The organism is Acinetobacter sp. FY731, from assembly GCF_059515905.1.
On sequence record NZ_JCAKNB010000004.1, the window covers coordinates 50,511 to 70,083 of the forward strand.

The window sequence follows — 19,573 nt, forward strand, 5'->3', positions numbered from 1 at the left end:
AACAGAGGAATTGTTCATGAGTCAAATCGTTGACATTCGTGCACGTGAAATTTTGGACTCTCGTGGTAACCCAACCATCGAAGCTGACGTAATCTTAGCATCTGGCGTGGTTGGCCGTGCATGTGCACCATCTGGTGCTTCAACTGGTTCTCGTGAAGCTTTAGAACTTCGTGATGGCGATAAAGCTCGTTACTTAGGTAAAGGTGTTAAAACTGCGGTTAACAACGTAAACACTTTAATCCGTGATGCTTTAGTTGGTAAGTCTGTTTTTGAGCAAAAAGATATCGATAATACGATGATTGCTTTAGATGGCACTGAAAACAAAGAAAAATTAGGCGCAAACGCGACTTTAGCCGTATCTTTAGCTGCTGCTCGTGCTGCTGCTGAAGAACAAAAAATTCCTTTGTTCCAATATATTGCTAACCTTCGCAATAACTCAATTTTGACTATGCCTGTACCAATGATGAACATCATCAATGGTGGTTCACATGCAGACAACAATGTTGATATTCAAGAATTTATGATTGAGCCTGTTGGTTTTGGTTCATTCTCTGAAGCTTTACGCGCTGGCGCTGAAATCTTCCATTCTTTAAAATCAGTTTTAAACAAAAAAGGTTTAAACACTGCAGTTGGTGATGAAGGTGGTTTTGCGCCAAACCTTCGTTCTAACGAAGAAGCTATTACTGTAATTCTTGAAGCAATTGGTCAAACGGGTTACAAAGCAGGTTCTGACATTATGCTTGCGCTTGACTGTGCATCTTCAGAATTCTACAAAGATGGTCAATACATTCTTGCAGGTGAAGGCAACAAAGCATTCACAAGCAACCAATTCTCTGACTACCTTGCAGGTCTTGTAAACCAATATCCAATTATCTCTATTGAAGATGGTTTAGATGAGTCTGATTGGGAAGGTTGGTCTTACCTAACTTCAATCCTTGGTGATAAAATCCAATTGGTTGGTGATGACTTGTTCGTTACAAATCCTAAGATTTTACAACGTGGTATCAATGAAAAAGTTGGTAACTCAATCTTAATTAAGTACAACCAAATTGGTACGTTGACTGAAACTTTAGATGCAATCTATCTTGCAAAAGAAAATGGTTACTCTACAGTGATTTCACACCGTTCAGGCGAAACTGAAGATTCGACTATTGCTGATTTAGCTGTAGGTACAGGTGCAGGTCAAATCAAGACTGGTTCACTTTGCCGTTCTGACCGTGTAGCGAAATATAACCAATTGCTTCGTATTGAAGAGTTGACTAATGCTGCTTATCGCGGTAAAGCTGAGTTTAAAGGTTTAAACTAAGCAATATATGTTAATACTACGTTTATTCGACTCAATTTCGAGTAAAGTGTTATTGGGCCTCGCAATCATTTTGATTGCGGGGTTTCAGTATGCCTATTATTTTGGTGAAGGCGGTGCATTGGAGCATCAAAAATTAAGCCAAAAAATAGAACAACAACGTGAATTGAATACAGAATTAAAAGAACGAAATCGTATTTTAGCTGCTGAAGTTTATGACTTGAAAAATGGCGTTGAAGCGATCGAAGAACATGCGCGTTTAGATTTAGGTCTAGTTAAACCACATGAAACGTTTATTCAAATGAGTACAATTAGTACACAATATAAACCTCTATACGTAAATCCATATCAAAATACAGACTCAAGAACCAATGAATCAGAAGAATTACCTCCAATCCAATAAACTTTGGGCTGTTATTCCTGCTGCTGGTTCAGGTAGTCGTTTTTCTAAAACCGAATTAAAGCAATATCAAAATATTTTAGGTAAGACTGTTCTTGAACATACGGTTGCACGTTTAAATACATTGCCTTTGACGGGTTATGTACTTGCCATTGGTGAACATGATCATGTTGCTCAAAAATTGCCACTTAGTCATCCAGAAAAAGCACATTTTTGCTGTGGTGGAAAAGAGCGTGTTCATTCTGTCTTAAATGCCTTAAATTATTTATGTGAAATTGCTTCAGAAGATGATTGGGTCTTTGTGCATGATGCGGCACGACCTTGTGTAAGTGAGTCATCATTAATAGAATTAGTCGAAGCTGCAATAGTAAATAATACGAGTGCAATTTTAGCGACTCAAGTTAGAGATACGCTTAAATATGTAGATCAATACCCGAATATTGATAAGACGGTAAGCCGAGATCATTTATGGCAAGCACAAACGCCACAAATTGCACGTTTGGGTGTGTTAAAGAATGCAATTGAAAAAGCTTTAGCGAATGATATTGTCATTACAGATGAAGCAAGTGCATTAGAATATGTCGGACACAAAGTGCAAGTTGTACAAGGCCGCTCGGATAATATTAAAATCACATATTCAGATGATTTGGTGTTAGCTTCGTTGATTTTACAATCACAAAATTAGAAAAATAGATTTATTAAAGCAATTATCAATCATAAGACTGTTAATTGTGATTCACAGCTATGAGTATTGCTCCTATAATTAGCTCATTCAGTTTTAAAATAATTGCATATCAATGATACCATCGCAACAGTATCGTTTTTTACGTCATGCTTTACGTGACGGTAGAAGCATTAATGAAAAATCATCAAGATGGACTAAGTTACATTTAGATCCATGGTTATTGTGCTTTCTAATTTTAAATGCTGCTTTGGGATTAATGGTTGTATATAGCGCAACAGCAGCAGATTCTGGAATGTTGCTACGCCAAGCAATTAGCTTTGGTAGCGGTTTCATTATTATGTTTTTGTGTGCGCAAGTTCCACCTAAAGTTTACCAAGCGATTAGTCCATATTTATATCTGTTTGGTATATTTATGCTGTTGTTGGTTTTTGTGATTGGTGAAACTCGTTTAGGTGCAAAGCGTTGGATTACATTGCCTGGTATAGGAAGTATGCAACCCAGCGAAGTCATGAAATTTGCAATGCCTCTAATGATGGCATGGTATTTCGCGAAACGTTCGTTTCCTCCAAAGTTAATTCATATTGTAATTGCACTTATTATTATGATGGTGCCATTTATTTTGGTGTTATTGCAGCCAGATTTAAATATTGGATTAATTATTCCAGGTGTTTTCGTACTATTTTTAAGTGGTATGTCTTGGAGATTGATTGGTGGTGCGATTACAGCGTTTGCAATCACCATGCCTGTGATTTGGATGTTTGTTTTACAGGAATATCAGAAAAAACGTATTTTGACTCTTTTCGATCCTGAAGCAGATGCTCTAGGTGCTGGTTGGAATATTATTCAATCTAAAATTGCAATTGGTTCGGGTGGCTTGCTCGGAAAAGGTTTCCTTGAGGGAACTCAGTCGCATTTGGGGTATTTGCCAGAACATCATACAGACTTTATTTTGTCGACTTATTCAGAAGAATTTGGCTTTATTGGCGTGTTTCTTTTATTTAGTTTATATGCCGCAATTATCTTTCGCTGCTTATATATCAGCATGAATAGTTATGACAATTTTGGTCGATTGATGGCAGGTGCAATTGGTCTGACATTCTTTTTCTTTGTATTTTTAAACTCAGGTATGGTGAGTGGTATTTTACCCGTAACAGGTGATCCTTTACCTTTACTAAGCTATGGTGGTACAGCTGTAATTAGCTTGCTTGCTAGTATGGGTATCGTGATGTCTATTCACACACACAAATAAAGCATTTTCATTAAAAAGCCCTATATAAGGGCTTTTTTTGTATCTGAGAAATAGATTTAATCTCTAATATTATCGACTTAAGTTGTAACAATAGTTCGATAGTGGGCTATTGAATTTGTATTGCTTAATCTATAAGCTTGTTTTGAGCCTAAATTAGACATCTTAGAAATTAAAATAATTTAAATTTTAAATTGGTATAAGAATTGCTCGTAAAATGAAAATAGATTATTGCAGGAGAGAAGCACTCTTCTGTGCTCGCCGAAGGAGCAACACCCCAGGAAACTCTCAGGCAAAAGGACTGTAATAATCAAAAAATCTGGAGAGAAGTGCATATAAAGGCACTCACCGAAGGGGAAGGTTTATCATTTGTAATAAATGTTGAATCGAAGCTCTCAGGTACAAATGACAGATGGGGCATACACAAGGAACAGAGCGTCCAAAGGAGTGCTTATGCCACATATTATTGTAATTGGTGCTGGTATTACAGGTGTTACATCAGCTTACGAACTTTCATTGCTTGGTTATCAAGTTACTGTTTTAGATCGACATTTATATCCTGCAATGGAAACGTCTTTTGCAAATGGTGGTCAGCTTTCAGCATGTAATGCTGAGGTTTGGAATCAAAAATCAACGATTTTAAAGGGTATCAAATGGATGTCGCAAAAGTCGGCTCCACTTTTACTCAATCCATCTTTTAGCTTACATAAATATAGTTGGTTATTTGAGTTTATGGCAAATATTCCTCACTATGAAGCCAATACTCATGAAACAGTACGTTTGGCTTTACTTGCACGTAAGCGTTTATTTGAAGTTGCCGATGAAGAAAATATCGATTTCAACTTAGAAAAACGAGGCATTCTACATTTTTATCATAATAAAGCTGATTATGATGTGGCAATTAAAGTCAATGAAATGCTATGTCAAGCAGGTCTTGAACGTCACGGTGTGACCAATCAAGAAATTAAAGAAATTGAGCCGACCTTAACGGGTGACTACTATGGTGGTTTTTATTGTCCTGGTGATGCCACAGGTGACATTCATCGATTCACGACAGGCTTAGCAAAAGTTACAGAAAAAAAAGGTGTTAAATATGTATTTGGCGCAGATGTAACGGATGTTAAACATCATGCAGATCGTGTTGAAGTGATTTATCGTCCAAGCTCGGAAAATATGCATGATACCGCTTCAGAATCTGTTTCTTTAAATGCAGATGCTATTTTAGTTTGTGGTGGTGTTGGTAGTTATCAACTTGCAGAGATGTTGGGTGATCGCGTTAATATTTATCCAGTAAAAGGCTATTCAATTACGGTGAACCTAAACGATGCGAAGAGTGTGGGAAATGCACCTTGGGTAAGTTTACTAGATGAGAGCGCAAAAATTGTGACATCTCGTTTAGGTGCTGATCGTTTCCGTATTGCAGGAACTGCGGAATATAATGGATATAACCGTGATATTCGCGCAGACCGAATTCAGCCATTAACGGATTGGGTGAATCGTAACTTTGATGTATCTACAGAACATGCAGTGCCTTGGTCAGGTTTGCGTCCAATGATGCCAAATATGATGCCTGTAGTTCGTGAGGGCAAGCGTGAACGTGTATTCTATAATACAGGTCATGGGCATTTAGGTTGGACATTGTCTGCGGTAACTGCTGCGATGGTGAGTCAGCTTATTGCGGTTAAGCATCCTGTATAAAATGTTAAACAGCTTTATTGGTCTTTTAAAACCTCTAAAGCAATATTAATAAAAGCCTGTGTTGCTGGTGTAACATAGGCTTTATTTTTAACAGCAAGTCCGATTGAGCGTTTAATATTTGGTGAAAGTGGTCTTTTTACAATGTTGGGATAGAGGTTTAGTAGGTTTTTATTAAGTGCCATATCTGCAACAACGGAAACCCCCGCACCTGAATTTACCATATTAATAATCGTGAGAAGTTGAGAAAAATTGCATTTAATATAGGGTGTTAAGCCTAATTTTTTAAACATATTAGCAACATGGCGTTGACTGCCTGCACCCGTCATTAAAAAGGGATGTGGCACAAGATCAAGTAGTTCAATAGACTTTTTATTTGCCAATTCATAATGTTGTGGAATTAATGCAACAAAAATATCATCCATAATATGAATGGTGTCAAATCGTTCATCGGGTAATACAACAAAGCCAATATCTATTTTACGGTTAATTAACCATGAGCTGATATCTTGATCACTTCCTTCTTCAATAAATATTTCAATATTGGGGTAGCGTTGTTTATAAATTTCTAAAATTAAAGGAATAAGAACAATAGAAGATGAGGTTCCAAATGAGCCTATACGTAAAGTACCGTGATGGATACCATGAATTTCATCGATTTCTTGTTGTAAACCTTGATTCAAATTTAAAATTTCACGTGCTTTAATGAGTAGTTTTAGTCCATGCTCGGTTAGCTTAGCTTCATTTTGATGGCGGTTAAAAAGTTGCAAATTCCATTCTTTTTCTAAGCTTTTAATGGTATGAGAAACAGCAGATTGTGAAATTTGAAAGTGATCTGCTGTAAGCGTAAAACTTTGTAATTCAGCCAGTTTGGAAAAGATACTAAGTTGTGTAAATGTCATATTTAAATTTTTCATTCAAGATGAGTGAAAGCTCATATAAATATGAGTACTTATAAGTTTAATGTAATATTATTTTTAAATAGAATTCAACATATTCAAGAAAATTTAATCCCATATCATGTCTTTACTTATATTCGTTGCACTGTTTCCATTAATTGCTCTCATTGCCATGGGTTATATTGTAAAAAGAACGGTTTTTGTTGAAGATAGCTTTTGGAGAAATGCCGAAAAAATTAATTATTATGTATTTTTTCCTGTCATGCTATTTTCAAATTTGGCAGAAGCGGATATTAAATTAAATGCAATTCAAAATGTAATTGCGACTATTTCAATTGTTTTTATTATTGCACTAGTTGCATTGTATACCTTAAAAGCAGTCTATAAAACGAGAGCTCAGCAGTTTGGGGTATATGTACAAAGTAATTTACGCTTTAACTCATATATAGGTTTAGCTGTAGTTGCTTCATTATTTCACCAACAAGGGATGACTGTTTTTGCCATTCTTTTGGTTTTAGGTATTCCCATTGTTAATGTGTTCTCTGTATTAGCACTGACAAATTCAGGGCAAATGAACTTATTACAAGTTGCAATTTCTTTGCTTAAAAATCCATTAATTTTAGGTGCATTAGTTGGTGGAATATTTAATTTAAGTGGATTGCAGTTGTGGGGTGGTTTATCTGCATTTATAAAGCAGTTAGCTGTGTGTAGTTTGCCATTAGGTTTAATGTGTGTAGGGGCTGCATTAAGCTTTAAAGATTTAGGCTCAAACTTATTATCTTTATGGGTCAATACTTTTTCACGGTTATTAATTATGCCAACCTTGGCATATTTTACATGTAGTTTTTTAAATATTCCTCAACTTGAAATGCAAGTTTTAGTCTTATTTTTTGCCTTACCAACAGCTTCATCATCCTATATTTTAACTAAAGTTTTAGGTGGAAATAGCCAATTAATGGCAGGAGTCATTAGCTTGCAAACAGTGATTGCCGCATTTACTTTGCCTATTATTTTGTATTTTATTTTTTAAGGGATTATTTTTGAAAAAGCAGGTGAAATCACCTGCTTTTAACTATATTTCTTAATCATAAAGCCTATAAATACCAGAGAATCTTTCACATTTTTTTTGTGAAGTTTTGACCTGTAAATAGGCTTTCGTATAATTAAATGTGTATTTACAGTCATTTTCATTATTTGTAATTTCAGTTTTTTTCTCAGTTGTTGAATAAGCTAAGAAGGGAATAGTTTGCTTTTCTAATTTATTGTTTGGATTGCGGTATGCAATACCTTCAATTTTGATATTGTTTTTCGTGAGTTGGTGAATTTGTAGATGAATAGGTTGTGCTGCAATTTTACCATTTTCATATTTTAGGTAGTGCTGCGTTAAGCTTTGATTCATTGATGTGTAAAAGTTTAATTGTTCCAAACGAGCATCAAACTGCTGTTTATAGCAATCAAAACTTTTACATTGTTTTAGCTGTTGCAACCAAAGTTTTTCAGTATCTTGAATTAAGCGAATTGGAGCATCTGTAATCAAGTTTGTTTTTAATGTACTTTCTTTAAATAAGTGAAGTTCTTTTGAATATTTATCTGAACATATTTTCTTTAAAGAAGAATCATCAGTATTTGAGCAATTTAAACCCTGTGCAAATAATGAAGATGAATATATACATCCCAAAATAAAAGTTGAGCCTAAATATTTAAAAAGATTAATGTCTGTTTTCAACAGCATGATCGCTTATACTTTAATTCGCTTATATGCTTACTATATCGAAATAGAAAGCATGAATACAAGATTTCAAAAATTTATTTATTAAGGAGCCAGATGTGGTCGCACAAATTCGAATTGGACAAGGACTTGATGTTCACGCATTTGAAGAGGGTGATTTTGTTACTCTGGCGGGCATTCAAATTCCTCACACGCAAGGTTTAAAAGCACATTCAGATGGTGATGTTGTATTACATGCCTTATGTGATGCTTTATTAGGTGCATTAGCTTTGGGTGATATTGGTCAGCATTTTCCAGATACAGATCCAAATTTTAAAGGTGCAGACAGTAAAGTCCTTTTAAAACATGTATATCAACTGATTTTAGACCGTGGCTATGTTTTGAATAATGCAGATATTACGGTTGCATGTGAGCGTCCAAAATTAGCAAAACATAATTTAGAAATGCGTCAAAGTATTGCAAATGTTTTAGATGTCGATGTTACTCAAATTAGTATTAAAGCAACAACGACAGAACAACTTGGATTTACAGGACGTCAGGAAGGAATTTTATCTACAGCAACAGTGCTGATCGCTCATTCTAAATGATCTGAATGAGCTAGCTCTTGTTGCAGGTCTTGTGTTGCTTTACGACCTTGAAGTTGTAAAGCAACAGCATGAATAAGACCTGTCCAGGTTTCATTCGGTTCCCAAATTTTATGCAATTCTTCTTGTGCAGTTGGCATATCAATATCCATATAATATTGGCGATATAAATACATTAAACTTGCAACACGATAGTTTTTTGCACAGTGAATCCAAACCATTTGAGTTTGTACAAGGTGATTGATGAGGTCTAAAATAAAAAGACATTGATCATCTGAAGGGGTATCCCAAAGTACGGGGATATGAAAATAATTTAAGCCTAACTCTAAACAAATACGATCTTCTTGCTCTAAACGTGGTTCAGCATCTGCTAAAGCAAGGTTAATAACAGAAGTTACGCCATATTCTTTAATGGCTTGAAGTTGCTCTCTTGTAGGTTGGCCAGAACTAAATAAATGATCATGAATAAATTGAAAATTTGAAACTTCACATAATTTATTCGCTATTTCATTCATAATTATTGCTTCTATAAGAGTAATATAAAAATACTACTATAAAGCAAAATGCCATCATAAAGATGGCATTTTAAACTTTTTGTACAAATTAGCGGTTTGGTAGTACGTCTTTTAGTGCAGCGTCCATTTCTAAAAGAGCTTGTTCAGTTGTATCCCAATCGATACAGCCATCAGTTACTGATTTGCCATATTCAAGATCGCATAAGTTTTCAGGAATATCCTGACGACCACCTTTTAGGTGACTTTCGACCATAATACCGACAATAGATTTATTACCATCTAAAATTTGTTCTGTCAGGTTTCTAAGAACAAGAGGTTGTAAGTACGGGTCTTTATTTGAGTTTGCATGGCTTGCATCAATCATAATTTTGTTACTTACTTTTGCTTTAGCTAGGGCAGCTTCAGCTTCAGCAACAGAGCCTGCATCATAGTTAGGTTTACCATTACCGCCACGTAAAACAACGTGTGCGTATGGGTTACCACTAGTACGAATAACAGAAACTTGACCTTGTTCATTCAAACCAAGGAAGCTGTGGCTATGTTTAACCGATTGCATTGCATTTGTCGCAACTGTTAAACCGCCATCTGTACCATTTTTAAAGCCAACAGGTGATGAAAGACCTGAAGACATTTCACGGTGTGTTTGACTTTCTGTTGTACGTGCACCAATTGCAGACCATGAAATTAAATCTTGGTAGTACTGTGGCGAGTTAGGGTCGAGTGCTTCAGTTGCACAAGGTAAGCCTTTTTCATTTAATTCAACAAGAAGCTTACGACCTAAACGAAGACCTTTTTCAATATTGAATGAATCATTCATGTCTGGGTCATTAATAAGACCTTTCCAACCAACAGTTGTACGTGGTTTTTCAAAATAAACACGCATAACAATGTATAAAGTATCTTTTACTTTTTCACTTAATACTTTTAAACGGTCTGCATATTCATGTGCTGCAACAGGGTCATGAATAGAGCATGGACCAATCACAACAAAAAGACGTTTATCTTGACCATTTAGAATATTACGAATTGTCTCACGACCGTGTAATACTGTTTGATAGGCAGTTTCAGTCAAAGGTAGTTCAGTTTTTAATTGTGCTGGAGTTACAAGTGGTTGAATATTACTGATATTCACGTCATCGATGTCTGGCTGTGTAATTTGATTTGACTGTAGTGTATTCATTGCCGTCACTGGTTTGATCATACAAGAGGTTGTTTAATAGTCCGAATATAACATGAATGCTATGCAATTTTGTTATAAAAAAGACGAATACTACTTTGAAAAAAAAGTGATGAATCTGTAAGTTAAATTAACCAAGCTGTGTTTTTTCAATGGTTAAAATCATCGCGCTGGTTGGTTTTTCAACTGGTTTTGACTTTATAGGGTTAATCATAAAGTTAATACCTATAGCAAATAAGGTAATTCCTAAAATTTTACGAATAATTTTTTCAGGCATACGAGAACTGATTAAAGTTCCTATTACAATAGCTGGAATAGAGCCACACAGTAGCCATCCTAGTAAGGCAAAATCTACATTGCCTGAGCTCATGTGTCCTAAACCTGCAACTAAGGTGAGTAGTACAGCGTGAACAACATCTGAGCCAATAATACGAATCATGGGTAAATTAGGGAACATTAGAATAAGCGCCATAATGCCAAAAGCACCTGCACCTACTGAAGATAATGTCACAAATACACCGAGTACAATTCCCATGAAAATAATATATGGGCGTTTACGTTTCGCTTGTTGTTTTATGGCATCAATATCATTTGTGAGTTCTGTTTGATTTTGTTTACGTAATTTATTGAAGAATTTTTCAATAGAGCCACGAAAGACAATTGAAATACCTGTCAGTGTAAGCATGAAACCCAATACTGTAGTTAAAACAGCTTTATAGTTTGCAGATTGACTTAAATAATTTTCTAATACCCAGTGTGTTGCAAAAGATGCTGGAATACTTCCTACAGCAAGCCAAATGACAATTGGCCATACAATATTCATTTTTTTTGCATGTACTAAAGAACCACAAAACTTAGAAATTGCGGCATAAAGTAAATCTGTACCAATAGCAATATGTGGTTCAATTTTATAAAGGCTAATTAGAATTGGCGTCATGAGTGAACCACCACCGACACCTGTTATTCCTACACAGAAACCAACTAAAACACCTGCTAAAATAAACTCGATCGGACCAGCCATGAAAAAATGCCAATTATGAAAAAACGTGCATATCTTATGACTTTCATAGATAAGCTGTTGTCTTGATTATAGATTTGCTTATGAGTAAAAAAGATAAAGATACATTAGGGTTTTCAAATATTGCCTAAAGATTGTAGTAAATATACGGTGCATATTTGATTGAAAGTAAGTGGAATTATCGTGATTTTAATAAGTAAAATGGACTATTAGATATGATTGGCGTGAATGCAGTACTTTATGACTTAATGAAAATAGAATTGTTATTTTGATTTAGATCACGTAATGAGGTCTATTTATTTAAGAGTTTTATTTTCAATAAATCGTATAAAAAATATAGAATTAATGGCTTAGCTAAGGTGAAAAAAATATATAAAAGAGATCAAAACTTAATAAAATTAATATCGAAATGAACCACTTTGTCGATGAATATAAAATGCTTTAATGGGATACGTAAGTGGTATGACGTTTGTAAATGTTAGCCATAAAATAGAAAAAATTATCTAGATAAAATAAGAATAGAAGGCGAAGTAGTTATTGATTTTGAAGTCTATGCTAAAATTGAAATAAATATCAAAAGTAAAGGATAGACACTTGCAAAATCGGAAGCTAAAAATTGGAATCGTGGTTGGTGAAGTTTCGGGAGATACACTCGGAGCTAAATTAATGCGTAGTTTTCGAGAGCAAGGTATTGATGCAGAATTTGAGGGTATTGGTGGTCCACAAATGATTGCTGAAGGCTTCAAAAGTGATTATCCAATGGATATTTTATCTGTTATGGGGATTGTGGAAGTCCTTAAAGATATTAAAAAACTTTTTGCTGTACGGGATGGGTTAGTTGAAAAGTGGACTAAAAATCCTGTAGATATCTTTATTGGTATTGATGCGCCAGATTTTAATTTACGTTTATCTAAAACGATTAAGCAAAAAAATTTACCGATTAAAACAGTTCAATATGTAAGTCCATCTGTTTGGGCTTGGCGTCAAGGGCGTGTACACGGCATTAAAAAGTCAATTGACTTAGTGCTTTGTTTATTTCCATTTGAAAAATCTTTTTATGAAAAATTTGATGTACCTGCCGCATTTGTAGGACATCCGTTGGCAAGTCAGTTGCCTTTAGAAAATCCAATTCAAGCTGCAAAAGAGGAACTAGGATTAAATACGCATGATAAGCATATTGCTTTGTTGCCGGGAAGTCGCCGTGGGGAAATTGAACGTCTTGGACCTTTGGTTTTAGATGCAGCTCAAATTGTTTATCAAAAGCATCCTGAATACATATTTCTTATTCCTGCCATTAATGATGCACGAAAACAGCAAATAGAAGCATTATTGGAAAAATATCCATCAAATTTTAAGCAAAATGTGAAGCTTTTAGAAAATAATCATACGGAGTCTAAAATTGGACGACAGGTGATGAATGCTTCGAATATCATTGCTTTAGCATCAGGTACGGCAACATTAGAGGCTATGCTTTTACATAGACCTATGGTGACGTTCTATAAGTTGAATTGGTTAACGTATGTTATTGCTAAAATGCTAATTAAAATTCCATATTATTCTTTGCCTAATATTATTGCAGGTAAGAGAATTATTAAAGAGTTGATTCAGGATGATGCAACACCTGAACAATTGGCAACAGAAATTGAAAAGCTCATGAATGACGAAACCGCACAGATTCAAGTGATGCAGAACCTAACCATGCATAAAAAACTCTTATCAGGAAATAATGAAGATCCAGTAAAAGTGATTTTAAATTTACTCTAAGTTTATATAGTAATTAAAAATCGAGCCAAAGTGCTCGATTTTTTTTATGAGTGAATAAATACAAAATAGCCTAAGCAAAAATATGAATTATTTCTTTTTTTAAAAACTTATGCCGACTATTTTCAACTAAATCTTTATGCCAATACATCCCAACATTCAATTCAGGAATGTCCACAGGAACATCAAAAAATTTAAGCTTATTTGAAAATTGTAAATGCATTAAGACATTCTTAGGAATGGTCAAAATTGCATGAGGATATTGTTCCAAAATTTGTAATGCTGTTGAGTAATGCTGACAGCGCAAAAAAACTTGTCTGGAATATTGTTGTTTCGCAAGATAAATATCTTCAACCAGCATACCTACGCGACGTGAAGAAACACCAATATGAGGTGAGTTTAAATAAATCTCTTGATCAATATATTTGAGTTGTGAGCATGCAACAAAATAGTCCGAAATTAGGGGAGTAAACTGAATTTTTTCATCAAAATGGCGTTCTAAATCTATTACAAAATCAATTTGTTGAGAGGCTAAATCTGCTAAAACTGTTTTGCGATCTAGCTTACTACTTAAAAATTGGATATCTAAATTATGCTGTTGAAAGTGTTGAACCAATTTTGGAAAAATCATCGGTTCAATTTCATCATGTATTGCAATTTTTAAGGTCTTTACCATATTTGGCTCAAACTCTTGTTTTTGAAAAGAAATACTTTGAATGGCAGAAAGAGCATTTTTAATAGATGGATAAATTTGCTCAGTAAAAGGAGTTGGCAGCATTTGATTATTTGCACGTACAAATAAATCATCATGTAGTTGCTGTCTTAATCGTTGTAAAGCATGACTTGCTGCAGACTGACTAATACATAATATTTGTGCTGCTTTAGATATGTTTTTATGCTCGTAAATAGCAATAAACAGAGGATATAAATTGATATCTATTTTATGAAAAAGTGATAAATCAATCGTATTTATATTATGAGTATTATTCATAGTGTTGTATTGAATCAAATCATTTCATTCATATTAGTTTTCGAGTTAATGTATGTAAAGGATTTCTAGTAAATATATAAAAGGATGCTGTCATGTTTGAACTTTCGGCACGTGCACAAGACTATTTAGAAAGAACGAAAAAATTTATAAAAGATGAGATAGAGCCTATTGAAGCCGACTTTTGGCATGAAGTTCATGAGTTGAATCAGGGGGCGGATTGGACAAAATGGCAGTGGCCAACGCAGCTAAAAGGCTTAAAAGATAAAGCAAAACAACAAGGTTTATGGAATATGTTCTTACCTTGTCCTGAACTCGGGCAAGGCTTATCTGTTCAAGAATATGCACATATTGCAGAAATTTCAGGTCGAAGTTTACTTGCACCTACCGTTTTTAATTGCAATGCACCCGATAGCGGAAATATGGAAGTACTTTGGCGTTATGGTTCAAATGCACAAAAAGAACAATGGTTAACACCACTTTTAGCAGGTGAAATTCGTTCAGTTTTTTGTATGACAGAACCTGCTGTTGCTTCAAGTGATGCAACTAATATGCAAGCAACGGCGGTTATTGATGGTAATGAAATTGTATTAAATGGTCGTAAATGGTGGTCTTCAGGTTTAGGCGATCCTAATGCAAAAGTTATTATTTTTATGGCACATACACCAGATGAAACAAAAGATCGTCATCATCAACATTCGATGGTTTTAGTTCCTGTAAATACAAAAGGTGTCAAAATTGAAAGAATGCTTCCTGTTTTTGGAGATTATGACGCACCTCACGGTCACGGCGAAGTGAGTTTTGATCATGTGCGTGTACCGATAGAAAACTTTATTGGTGGAGCAGGACAAGGTTTTGAAATTGCACAAGGTCGCTTAGGACCTGGTCGTATTCATCATTGTATGCGTTGTATTGGTGCTGCAGAAAAATCACTCGAGTTGATGATTGATCGAGGTATGAGCCGTACAGCTTTTGGTACAGAAATTTTAAAGCTTGGTGGTAACTTAGAGCGTGTAGCTGAAGCACGTGTGGCGATTGATCAAGCACGACTTTTAACATTATATGCGGCTTATAAAATGGATAAGCTCGGTAATATGGCTGCACTTACAGAAATTTCTGCCATTAAAGTGGTTGCACCCAGTGTTTTAGAAAAAGTTGTAGATATGGCAATGCAAATTCATGGTGGTGCAGGAGTTTCTCGTGATACACCACTGACAGGCTTTTTTGCACAAGCTCGATCTTTACGTTTGGCAGATGGTCCAGATGAAGTTCATAAAGGTATGATTGCAAAACTGGAATTGGCTAAACGTGGTTATCGTACTCAAAGACGTAAATAATTTATTGATATAAGTATATTTGTCTAAAATAGATATAAACATGTTATAAATTAATTATATACATATTTAAATTCAGGATTTAGGGAATAAAAATGTCCGTGATAGATGTAGGTGGAAATGTTCGAAATGGTGAGGAGCTTGATGTTCGTGCCGTGGGAAATTGGTTAATTGAACACGGAGAAGAAATTTTAGGTCCTGTAGACGTAACGCAATATGCAGGTGGAGCTTCAAATTGGACTTATCGACTTAAATATCAAAATGCTGATTTAATTTTACGTAGGCCACCGAAAGGAACAAAAGCAAAATCTGCACACGACATGGCACGTGAATATCATGTGCAACGAGCTCTTGCAGCATTTTATCCTGTCGTTCCTGAAATGGTTTTATTGTGTCAGGACGAAGCTGTTATTGGATGTGATTTCTATGTAATGAAACGTATTGAAGGTATTATTCCTCGTGCGAATTTACCCAAAGAAATTAATTTTAATGAACAGCAAATTCGTGAACTTTGTACCAATTTTATTGATAAATTAATTGAGCTACATCAAGTTCCTTATGAAGGCACAGATCTTGAAAAACTAGGTAAAGGTGAAGGATATTGCCGTAGACAAGTAGAAGGATGGGATCATCGTTATGAAAAAGCTAAAACATTAAATGTTCCATCTTTTAAATATGTACGTCAGTGGTTAAATGACAATATTCCGAATGATTCAAGAACTTGTGTGATTCATAACGACTGGCGTTTTGATAATCTTATTTTAGATCCTGAAAATCCATCCAAAATTATTGGTGTATTGGATTGGGAAATGGCAACGCTGGGTGATCCTTTAATGGATTTAGGTTCAGCTTTAGCCTATTGGGTTGAAGATTCAGATAATCCAATTTTTAAAGCAACGCGTCGTCAGCCTACACATTTAAAAGGTATGTTTACGCGTGCTGAAGTGGTTGAATATTATTTAAATAAAACAGGTTTAAAAACGGATAATTGGACATTCTATGAAGTATTTGGCATTTTCCGTTTAGCTGTTATTGCGCAGCAAATTTATTATCGTTATTACCATAAACAAACCAATAATCCTGCATTTAAAGATTTTTGGATTGTAATTCATGCCCTACATATTCGTGCTTTAAAACTTATTGGCTTACAGAAAATTGAAGCGAATGAAGTTGCACAAAAATACATGACTAAATTTAAAGAGTTGATGCATAAATGACGACTATTTATCTTGTTCGCCACGGACAAGCTTCTTTCGGTGCTGAAAGTTACGATAAATTATCTCCTAAAGGTGAAATTCAAGCACAAGAATTAGGAAAATATTTAAAGAAGCTATTGAAAGAAGAGCCTTATATTGTTTCTGGTTCTATGCAAAGACATCAGCAAACAGCAAGAATTTCTTTAGATGAATTTTTTCCAACAGCAAATATTCATACAAATGCTGGTTGGAATGAGTTTGATCACCGACAGGTTTTTGAAAAATATGATCCAAAATTTTCAAATCCAACAATCTTAAAAGAAAGTATTGCAGCTGCAGAAAATCCTGAGCAGTTTTTAACTGATATTTTTGTAAAAGCAGCAAAGCGTTGGACGAGCAATGAATATCATGATTATGATGAATCTTGGATTGATTTCCAAACTCGAGTGACTGGAGCTTTGACAGAGCTTTGTAATGAGTTGGCGGAAAAAAAACCTAAATATGCTGTTGTCTATACATCTGGCGGAGTTATTTCATTTTTAATGGGATATTTACTCGGTTTATCTGAAGAAAAAACGTTTAATTTAATGTGGGCAATTGCGAATACGAGTATTACAACTTTAAATTTGGTGGGTAACGAACCGCGACTTTTAAGCTTAAATGAACATCATTATTTAAAAGCAATTGATCCAAAATTACTGACATGGGTTTAAGGTAAATATAAAGATAGGGAAAATAGCCATGACAAAAACAATTTTAATTACAGGTGCGAGTTCAGGAATTGGTGCTGGCATGGCACGTGAATTTGCACAAAAAGGATATAACTTAGCTATTTGTGCAAGACGTCTAGAGCGTTTAGATGCTTTAAAACAAGAGTTAGAATCTGAATACGCCATTCAAGTCAGTACCAAAGTATTGGATGTGACCAATTATGAACAAGTTTTTGAAGTTTTTAGAGCTTTTAAAAAAGAACTTGGAAGCATAGATCGTATTATTGTAAATGCGGGTATTGGTGATGGACGTCGTATTGGAAAAGGTCATTTTGACATTAACCGTGCAACAGTAGAAACTAATTTTATTTCTGCACTTGCCCAGTGTGAAGCGGCTGTTGAAATATTCCGTGAACAAAAATATGGGCATCTTGTCGTGATTTCATCTATGAGTGCTGTTCGTGGAATGCCTAAACATTTAACTGCGTATGGTGCAAGTAAAGCGGGTGTTGCTGCTTTAGCTGAAGGTATTCGCGCTGAATTATTAAATACACCAATTAAAGTAACAACCATTTTCCCTGGTTATATTCGTACAGAAATTAATGAAGGTGCTAAAAAGCTACCTTTTGAAGTGGATGAAAAAACAGGTTCACGTTTGCTTGCAGCTGAAATTGAAAAAGCACCAGCTAAAGCTTATGTACCTAAGTGGCCTTGGCTACCTATTGGTTTAGCAATGAAAGTATTACCATTAAGCTTGGTCAATAAATTAGGTTAACAAAGTTAATTTCATTCATTGAGTAAAAAGGGGCGAAAGCCTCTTTTAAGCATCGGCATGTTTAGCAATATAAAAACAAACCATAGAAATTGCGCTTGCTATAACTAAAATTAAAGCTGCGGAAAATGCAGGGTTATCGCCAATTCCACTTAAAGATGTACATATTGCACCAATTGCCATTTGGGTAAATCCATATAAGCCAGATGCCGAACCTGCAATTTTAGGATTTACATTTAATGCATTGGTGAGAGTTGCCGTAGATGTTAATCCAACGCCAAAACAAAAGCTCACCACAGGTACCATTAGGGTATATGGTGTTAAATAATTGATATAGGTAAAGCCAAATAATATCAAAGCAAAAAATAAGCTAATACAACAGCCCATAGTAATCATTTTATTTAAGGTAATACGTGAGACTAATCGTGTAGATGTAAACGTACCTAACCAAACACCAACCATGATGAGTGCTAAATAAACACCAACATCATGAAGGGTGCCATGTAATTGATGTAAAACAATATAAGAGGAAACACCTAAAAAACCATAAAAGGCGGTTGTCGCTAAACTGCCGCCTAAGGTATAACCTAAAAACTTAGATGAAGTGATTAATTTACGATAATCAATAAAGACATTTTTAATGGATGTTTTATTCTTTTTATTGTGAGTTGTATCTTGGATAAAAATACATACTAATAGTAAATTCAATAAACCCAGTATCGATAAGAATACAAAAATACTTTTCCAACCTGAAATAGAAGCAAGGAATCCACCTAAAATAGGTGCTAATCCTGGACCAAACATCACCATCATATTCATAAATGAAAGGCGTTTGGTTGTTTCTATACCTGTAGATGTATCTCTAACAATAGCTCTACCTAATAATAATCCCGTACATCCACCTAATGCTTGTAAAAATCGCATGATAATTAAGAAATATAAATTATTAGCGAAAATTGCACCCAAACCCGCCAAGGTATATAAAATCATGCCAAAAATAAGAACAGGTCTTCGACCAATGCTATCTGCTAAAGGGCCGTAAATTAATTGTCCAAGTGCAAGACCCAATATATAAATACTTAAAGTAAGTTGTACTTGGTGCATATCTGCATGGAAATATTGACCTACTAAAGGTAAAACAGGCACAAAAATATGCATGGCCAATGTGCCACTGAGCGTTAGTATTGCTAAAAACCATAATGGAACGGTTTTTCCATACATCATATTTACGTGCCTTTATCGCTAAATTGCGAATGTTTCGTTTAGATGAAGTCTAGTTTGTATTGAAAACACATCATAGCTATTGTCATTATTTTCATCATAATTCAAACAAAACTGTAAAAATTAAAATAAAAAATACGATATTACGTATGATTTAAGATGGTGAATTAATGAGATGGATCTTTTGATAGAATGACTAAAAAATATATTTTAGAGCAACCAATCTAATTTAAAATCAATATGATGAAAAGATAATCAAATGAATGATGTTTTGATTAAAACAAGTTCCATTTTTATTAAAATACTTTAATGTACAAATGTTCATTAATTTAAGGTTCAC

19 protein-coding genes and 1 riboswitch are annotated in these 19,573 nt (G+C 34.7%); of the genes, 12 read left to right on the top strand and 7 right to left on the bottom strand.

What is annotated here, in order from left to right:
• Positions 1–16 precede the first annotated feature (16 nt).
• The 5 genes from eno to AC5YC8_RS06400 all read left to right on the top strand — a co-directional run bounded on the left by eno (position 17) and on the right by AC5YC8_RS06400 (position 5,332).
• Positions 17–1,306, top strand: a complete 1,290-nt coding sequence (eno, locus tag AC5YC8_RS06380; RefSeq protein ID WP_496118012.1) for a phosphopyruvate hydratase — start codon at positions 17–19, stop codon at positions 1,304–1,306.
• A gap of 7 nt (positions 1,307–1,313) precedes the next feature.
• Positions 1,314–1,706, top strand: a complete 393-nt coding sequence (locus AC5YC8_RS06385; RefSeq protein WP_496118010.1) for a septum formation initiator family protein — start codon at positions 1,314–1,316, stop codon at positions 1,704–1,706.
• Complete coding sequence (gene ispD / locus AC5YC8_RS06390; protein ID WP_496163957.1) at positions 1,675–2,388, top strand: 2-C-methyl-D-erythritol 4-phosphate cytidylyltransferase; 714 nt, start codon at positions 1,675–1,677, stop codon at positions 2,386–2,388. The genes AC5YC8_RS06385 and ispD overlap by 32 nt, the downstream gene beginning before the upstream one ends.
• Positions 2,389–2,500: 112 nt before the next feature.
• On the top strand, positions 2,501–3,637 hold the full coding sequence (rodA, locus tag AC5YC8_RS06395) for a rod shape-determining protein RodA (protein WP_496118006.1): 1,137 nt from the start codon (positions 2,501–2,503) through the stop codon (positions 3,635–3,637).
• Positions 3,638–3,858: 221 nt separating this feature from the next.
• Positions 3,859–3,948, top strand: a riboswitch (glycine riboswitch).
• Between the two features lie 139 nt (positions 3,949–4,087).
• The gene (locus AC5YC8_RS06400) at positions 4,088–5,332 is read left to right on the top strand and encodes a D-amino acid dehydrogenase (protein WP_496163958.1); all 1,245 of its coding nucleotides are present in this window, start codon (positions 4,088–4,090) and stop codon (positions 5,330–5,332) included.
• Between the two features lie 14 nt (positions 5,333–5,346).
• Here the strand turns inward: AC5YC8_RS06400 and AC5YC8_RS06405 are convergent, their stop codons facing one another.
• Positions 5,347–6,231 carry a LysR family transcriptional regulator gene (locus AC5YC8_RS06405; RefSeq protein WP_496164145.1) on the bottom strand — a complete coding sequence of 295 codons (885 nt, stop codon included), beginning with the start codon at positions 6,229–6,231 and terminating at the stop codon, positions 5,347–5,349.
• Between the two features lie 118 nt (positions 6,232–6,349).
• Here AC5YC8_RS06405 and AC5YC8_RS06410 point away from each other — a divergent pair, with 118 nt between their 5' ends.
• Positions 6,350–7,258 (top strand): AEC family transporter, encoded by a 909-nt coding sequence (locus AC5YC8_RS06410; protein ID WP_496163959.1) that lies wholly within the window; start codon positions 6,350–6,352, stop codon positions 7,256–7,258.
• Positions 7,259–7,309: 51 nt separating this feature from the next.
• On the opposite strand, the gene AC5YC8_RS06415 is transcribed toward AC5YC8_RS06410, so the two are convergent.
• Entirely contained in the window at positions 7,310–7,960 is a 651-nt protein-coding gene (locus tag AC5YC8_RS06415; RefSeq protein ID WP_496163960.1) for an A1S_1983 family putative colistin resistance protein, read from the bottom strand.
• Positions 7,961–8,055: 95 nt separating this feature from the next.
• Here AC5YC8_RS06415 and ispF point away from each other — a divergent pair, with 95 nt between their 5' ends.
• A complete protein-coding gene (ispF, locus tag AC5YC8_RS06420; RefSeq protein ID WP_496163961.1) occupies positions 8,056–8,544 on the top strand; it encodes a 2-C-methyl-D-erythritol 2,4-cyclodiphosphate synthase in 489 nt (162 codons plus the stop codon).
• Here ispF and AC5YC8_RS06425 read toward each other — a convergent pair.
• The 3 genes from AC5YC8_RS06425 to AC5YC8_RS06435 form a co-directional block, all read right to left on the bottom strand.
• Complete coding sequence (locus tag AC5YC8_RS06425; protein ID WP_496117995.1) at positions 8,532–9,056, bottom strand: protein tyrosine phosphatase family protein; 525 nt, start codon at positions 9,054–9,056, stop codon at positions 8,532–8,534. The two genes, ispF and AC5YC8_RS06425, sit on opposite strands and share 13 nt — an antisense overlap.
• Before the next feature lie 88 nt (positions 9,057–9,144).
• On the bottom strand, positions 9,145–10,236 hold the full coding sequence (locus tag AC5YC8_RS06430) for a 3-deoxy-7-phosphoheptulonate synthase (protein ID WP_496118047.1): 1,092 nt from the start codon (positions 10,234–10,236) through the stop codon (positions 9,145–9,147).
• Between the two features lie 127 nt (positions 10,237–10,363).
• A complete protein-coding gene (locus tag AC5YC8_RS06435) occupies positions 10,364–11,254 on the bottom strand; it encodes a sulfite exporter TauE/SafE family protein (protein WP_496163962.1) in 891 nt (296 codons plus the stop codon).
• A 591-nt stretch (positions 11,255–11,845) separates the two neighbouring features.
• Here AC5YC8_RS06435 and lpxB point away from each other — a divergent pair.
• Positions 11,846–13,015 carry a lipid-A-disaccharide synthase gene (gene lpxB / locus AC5YC8_RS06440; protein WP_496163963.1) on the top strand — a complete coding sequence of 390 codons (1,170 nt, stop codon included), beginning with the start codon at positions 11,846–11,848 and terminating at the stop codon, positions 13,013–13,015.
• Positions 13,016–13,085: 70 nt separating this feature from the next.
• Here lpxB and AC5YC8_RS06445 read toward each other — a convergent pair whose 3' ends face one another.
• The gene (locus AC5YC8_RS06445; protein WP_496117986.1) at positions 13,086–14,003 is read right to left on the bottom strand and encodes a LysR family transcriptional regulator; all 918 of its coding nucleotides are present in this window, start codon (positions 14,001–14,003) and stop codon (positions 13,086–13,088) included.
• A gap of 92 nt (positions 14,004–14,095) precedes the next feature.
• On the opposite strand from AC5YC8_RS06445, the gene AC5YC8_RS06450 reads away from it, so the two are divergent.
• The 4 genes from AC5YC8_RS06450 (at position 14,096) to AC5YC8_RS06465 (ending at position 18,015) form a co-directional block, all read left to right on the top strand.
• The gene (locus AC5YC8_RS06450; RefSeq protein ID WP_496163964.1) at positions 14,096–15,337 is read left to right on the top strand and encodes an acyl-CoA dehydrogenase family protein; all 1,242 of its coding nucleotides are present in this window, start codon (positions 14,096–14,098) and stop codon (positions 15,335–15,337) included.
• A gap of 92 nt (positions 15,338–15,429) precedes the next feature.
• Positions 15,430–16,551, top strand: coding sequence for a phosphotransferase family protein (locus AC5YC8_RS06455; protein WP_496163965.1), 1,122 nt, complete (start codon positions 15,430–15,432; stop codon positions 16,549–16,551).
• Positions 16,548–17,243: a histidine phosphatase family protein gene (locus tag AC5YC8_RS06460; protein WP_496163966.1), complete on the top strand. Its 696-nt coding sequence runs from the start codon at positions 16,548–16,550 to the stop codon at positions 17,241–17,243. Before AC5YC8_RS06455 ends, AC5YC8_RS06460 begins: the two co-directional genes overlap by 4 nt.
• Before the next feature lie 28 nt (positions 17,244–17,271).
• Positions 17,272–18,015 (top strand): SDR family oxidoreductase, encoded by a 744-nt coding sequence (locus AC5YC8_RS06465; RefSeq protein ID WP_496163967.1) that lies wholly within the window; start codon positions 17,272–17,274, stop codon positions 18,013–18,015.
• A gap of 45 nt (positions 18,016–18,060) precedes the next feature.
• Here AC5YC8_RS06465 and AC5YC8_RS06470 read toward each other — a convergent pair whose 3' ends face one another.
• Positions 18,061–19,236, bottom strand: a complete 1,176-nt coding sequence (locus AC5YC8_RS06470) for a multidrug effflux MFS transporter (protein ID WP_496163968.1) — start codon at positions 19,234–19,236, stop codon at positions 18,061–18,063.
• Positions 19,237–19,573 lie beyond the last annotated feature (337 nt).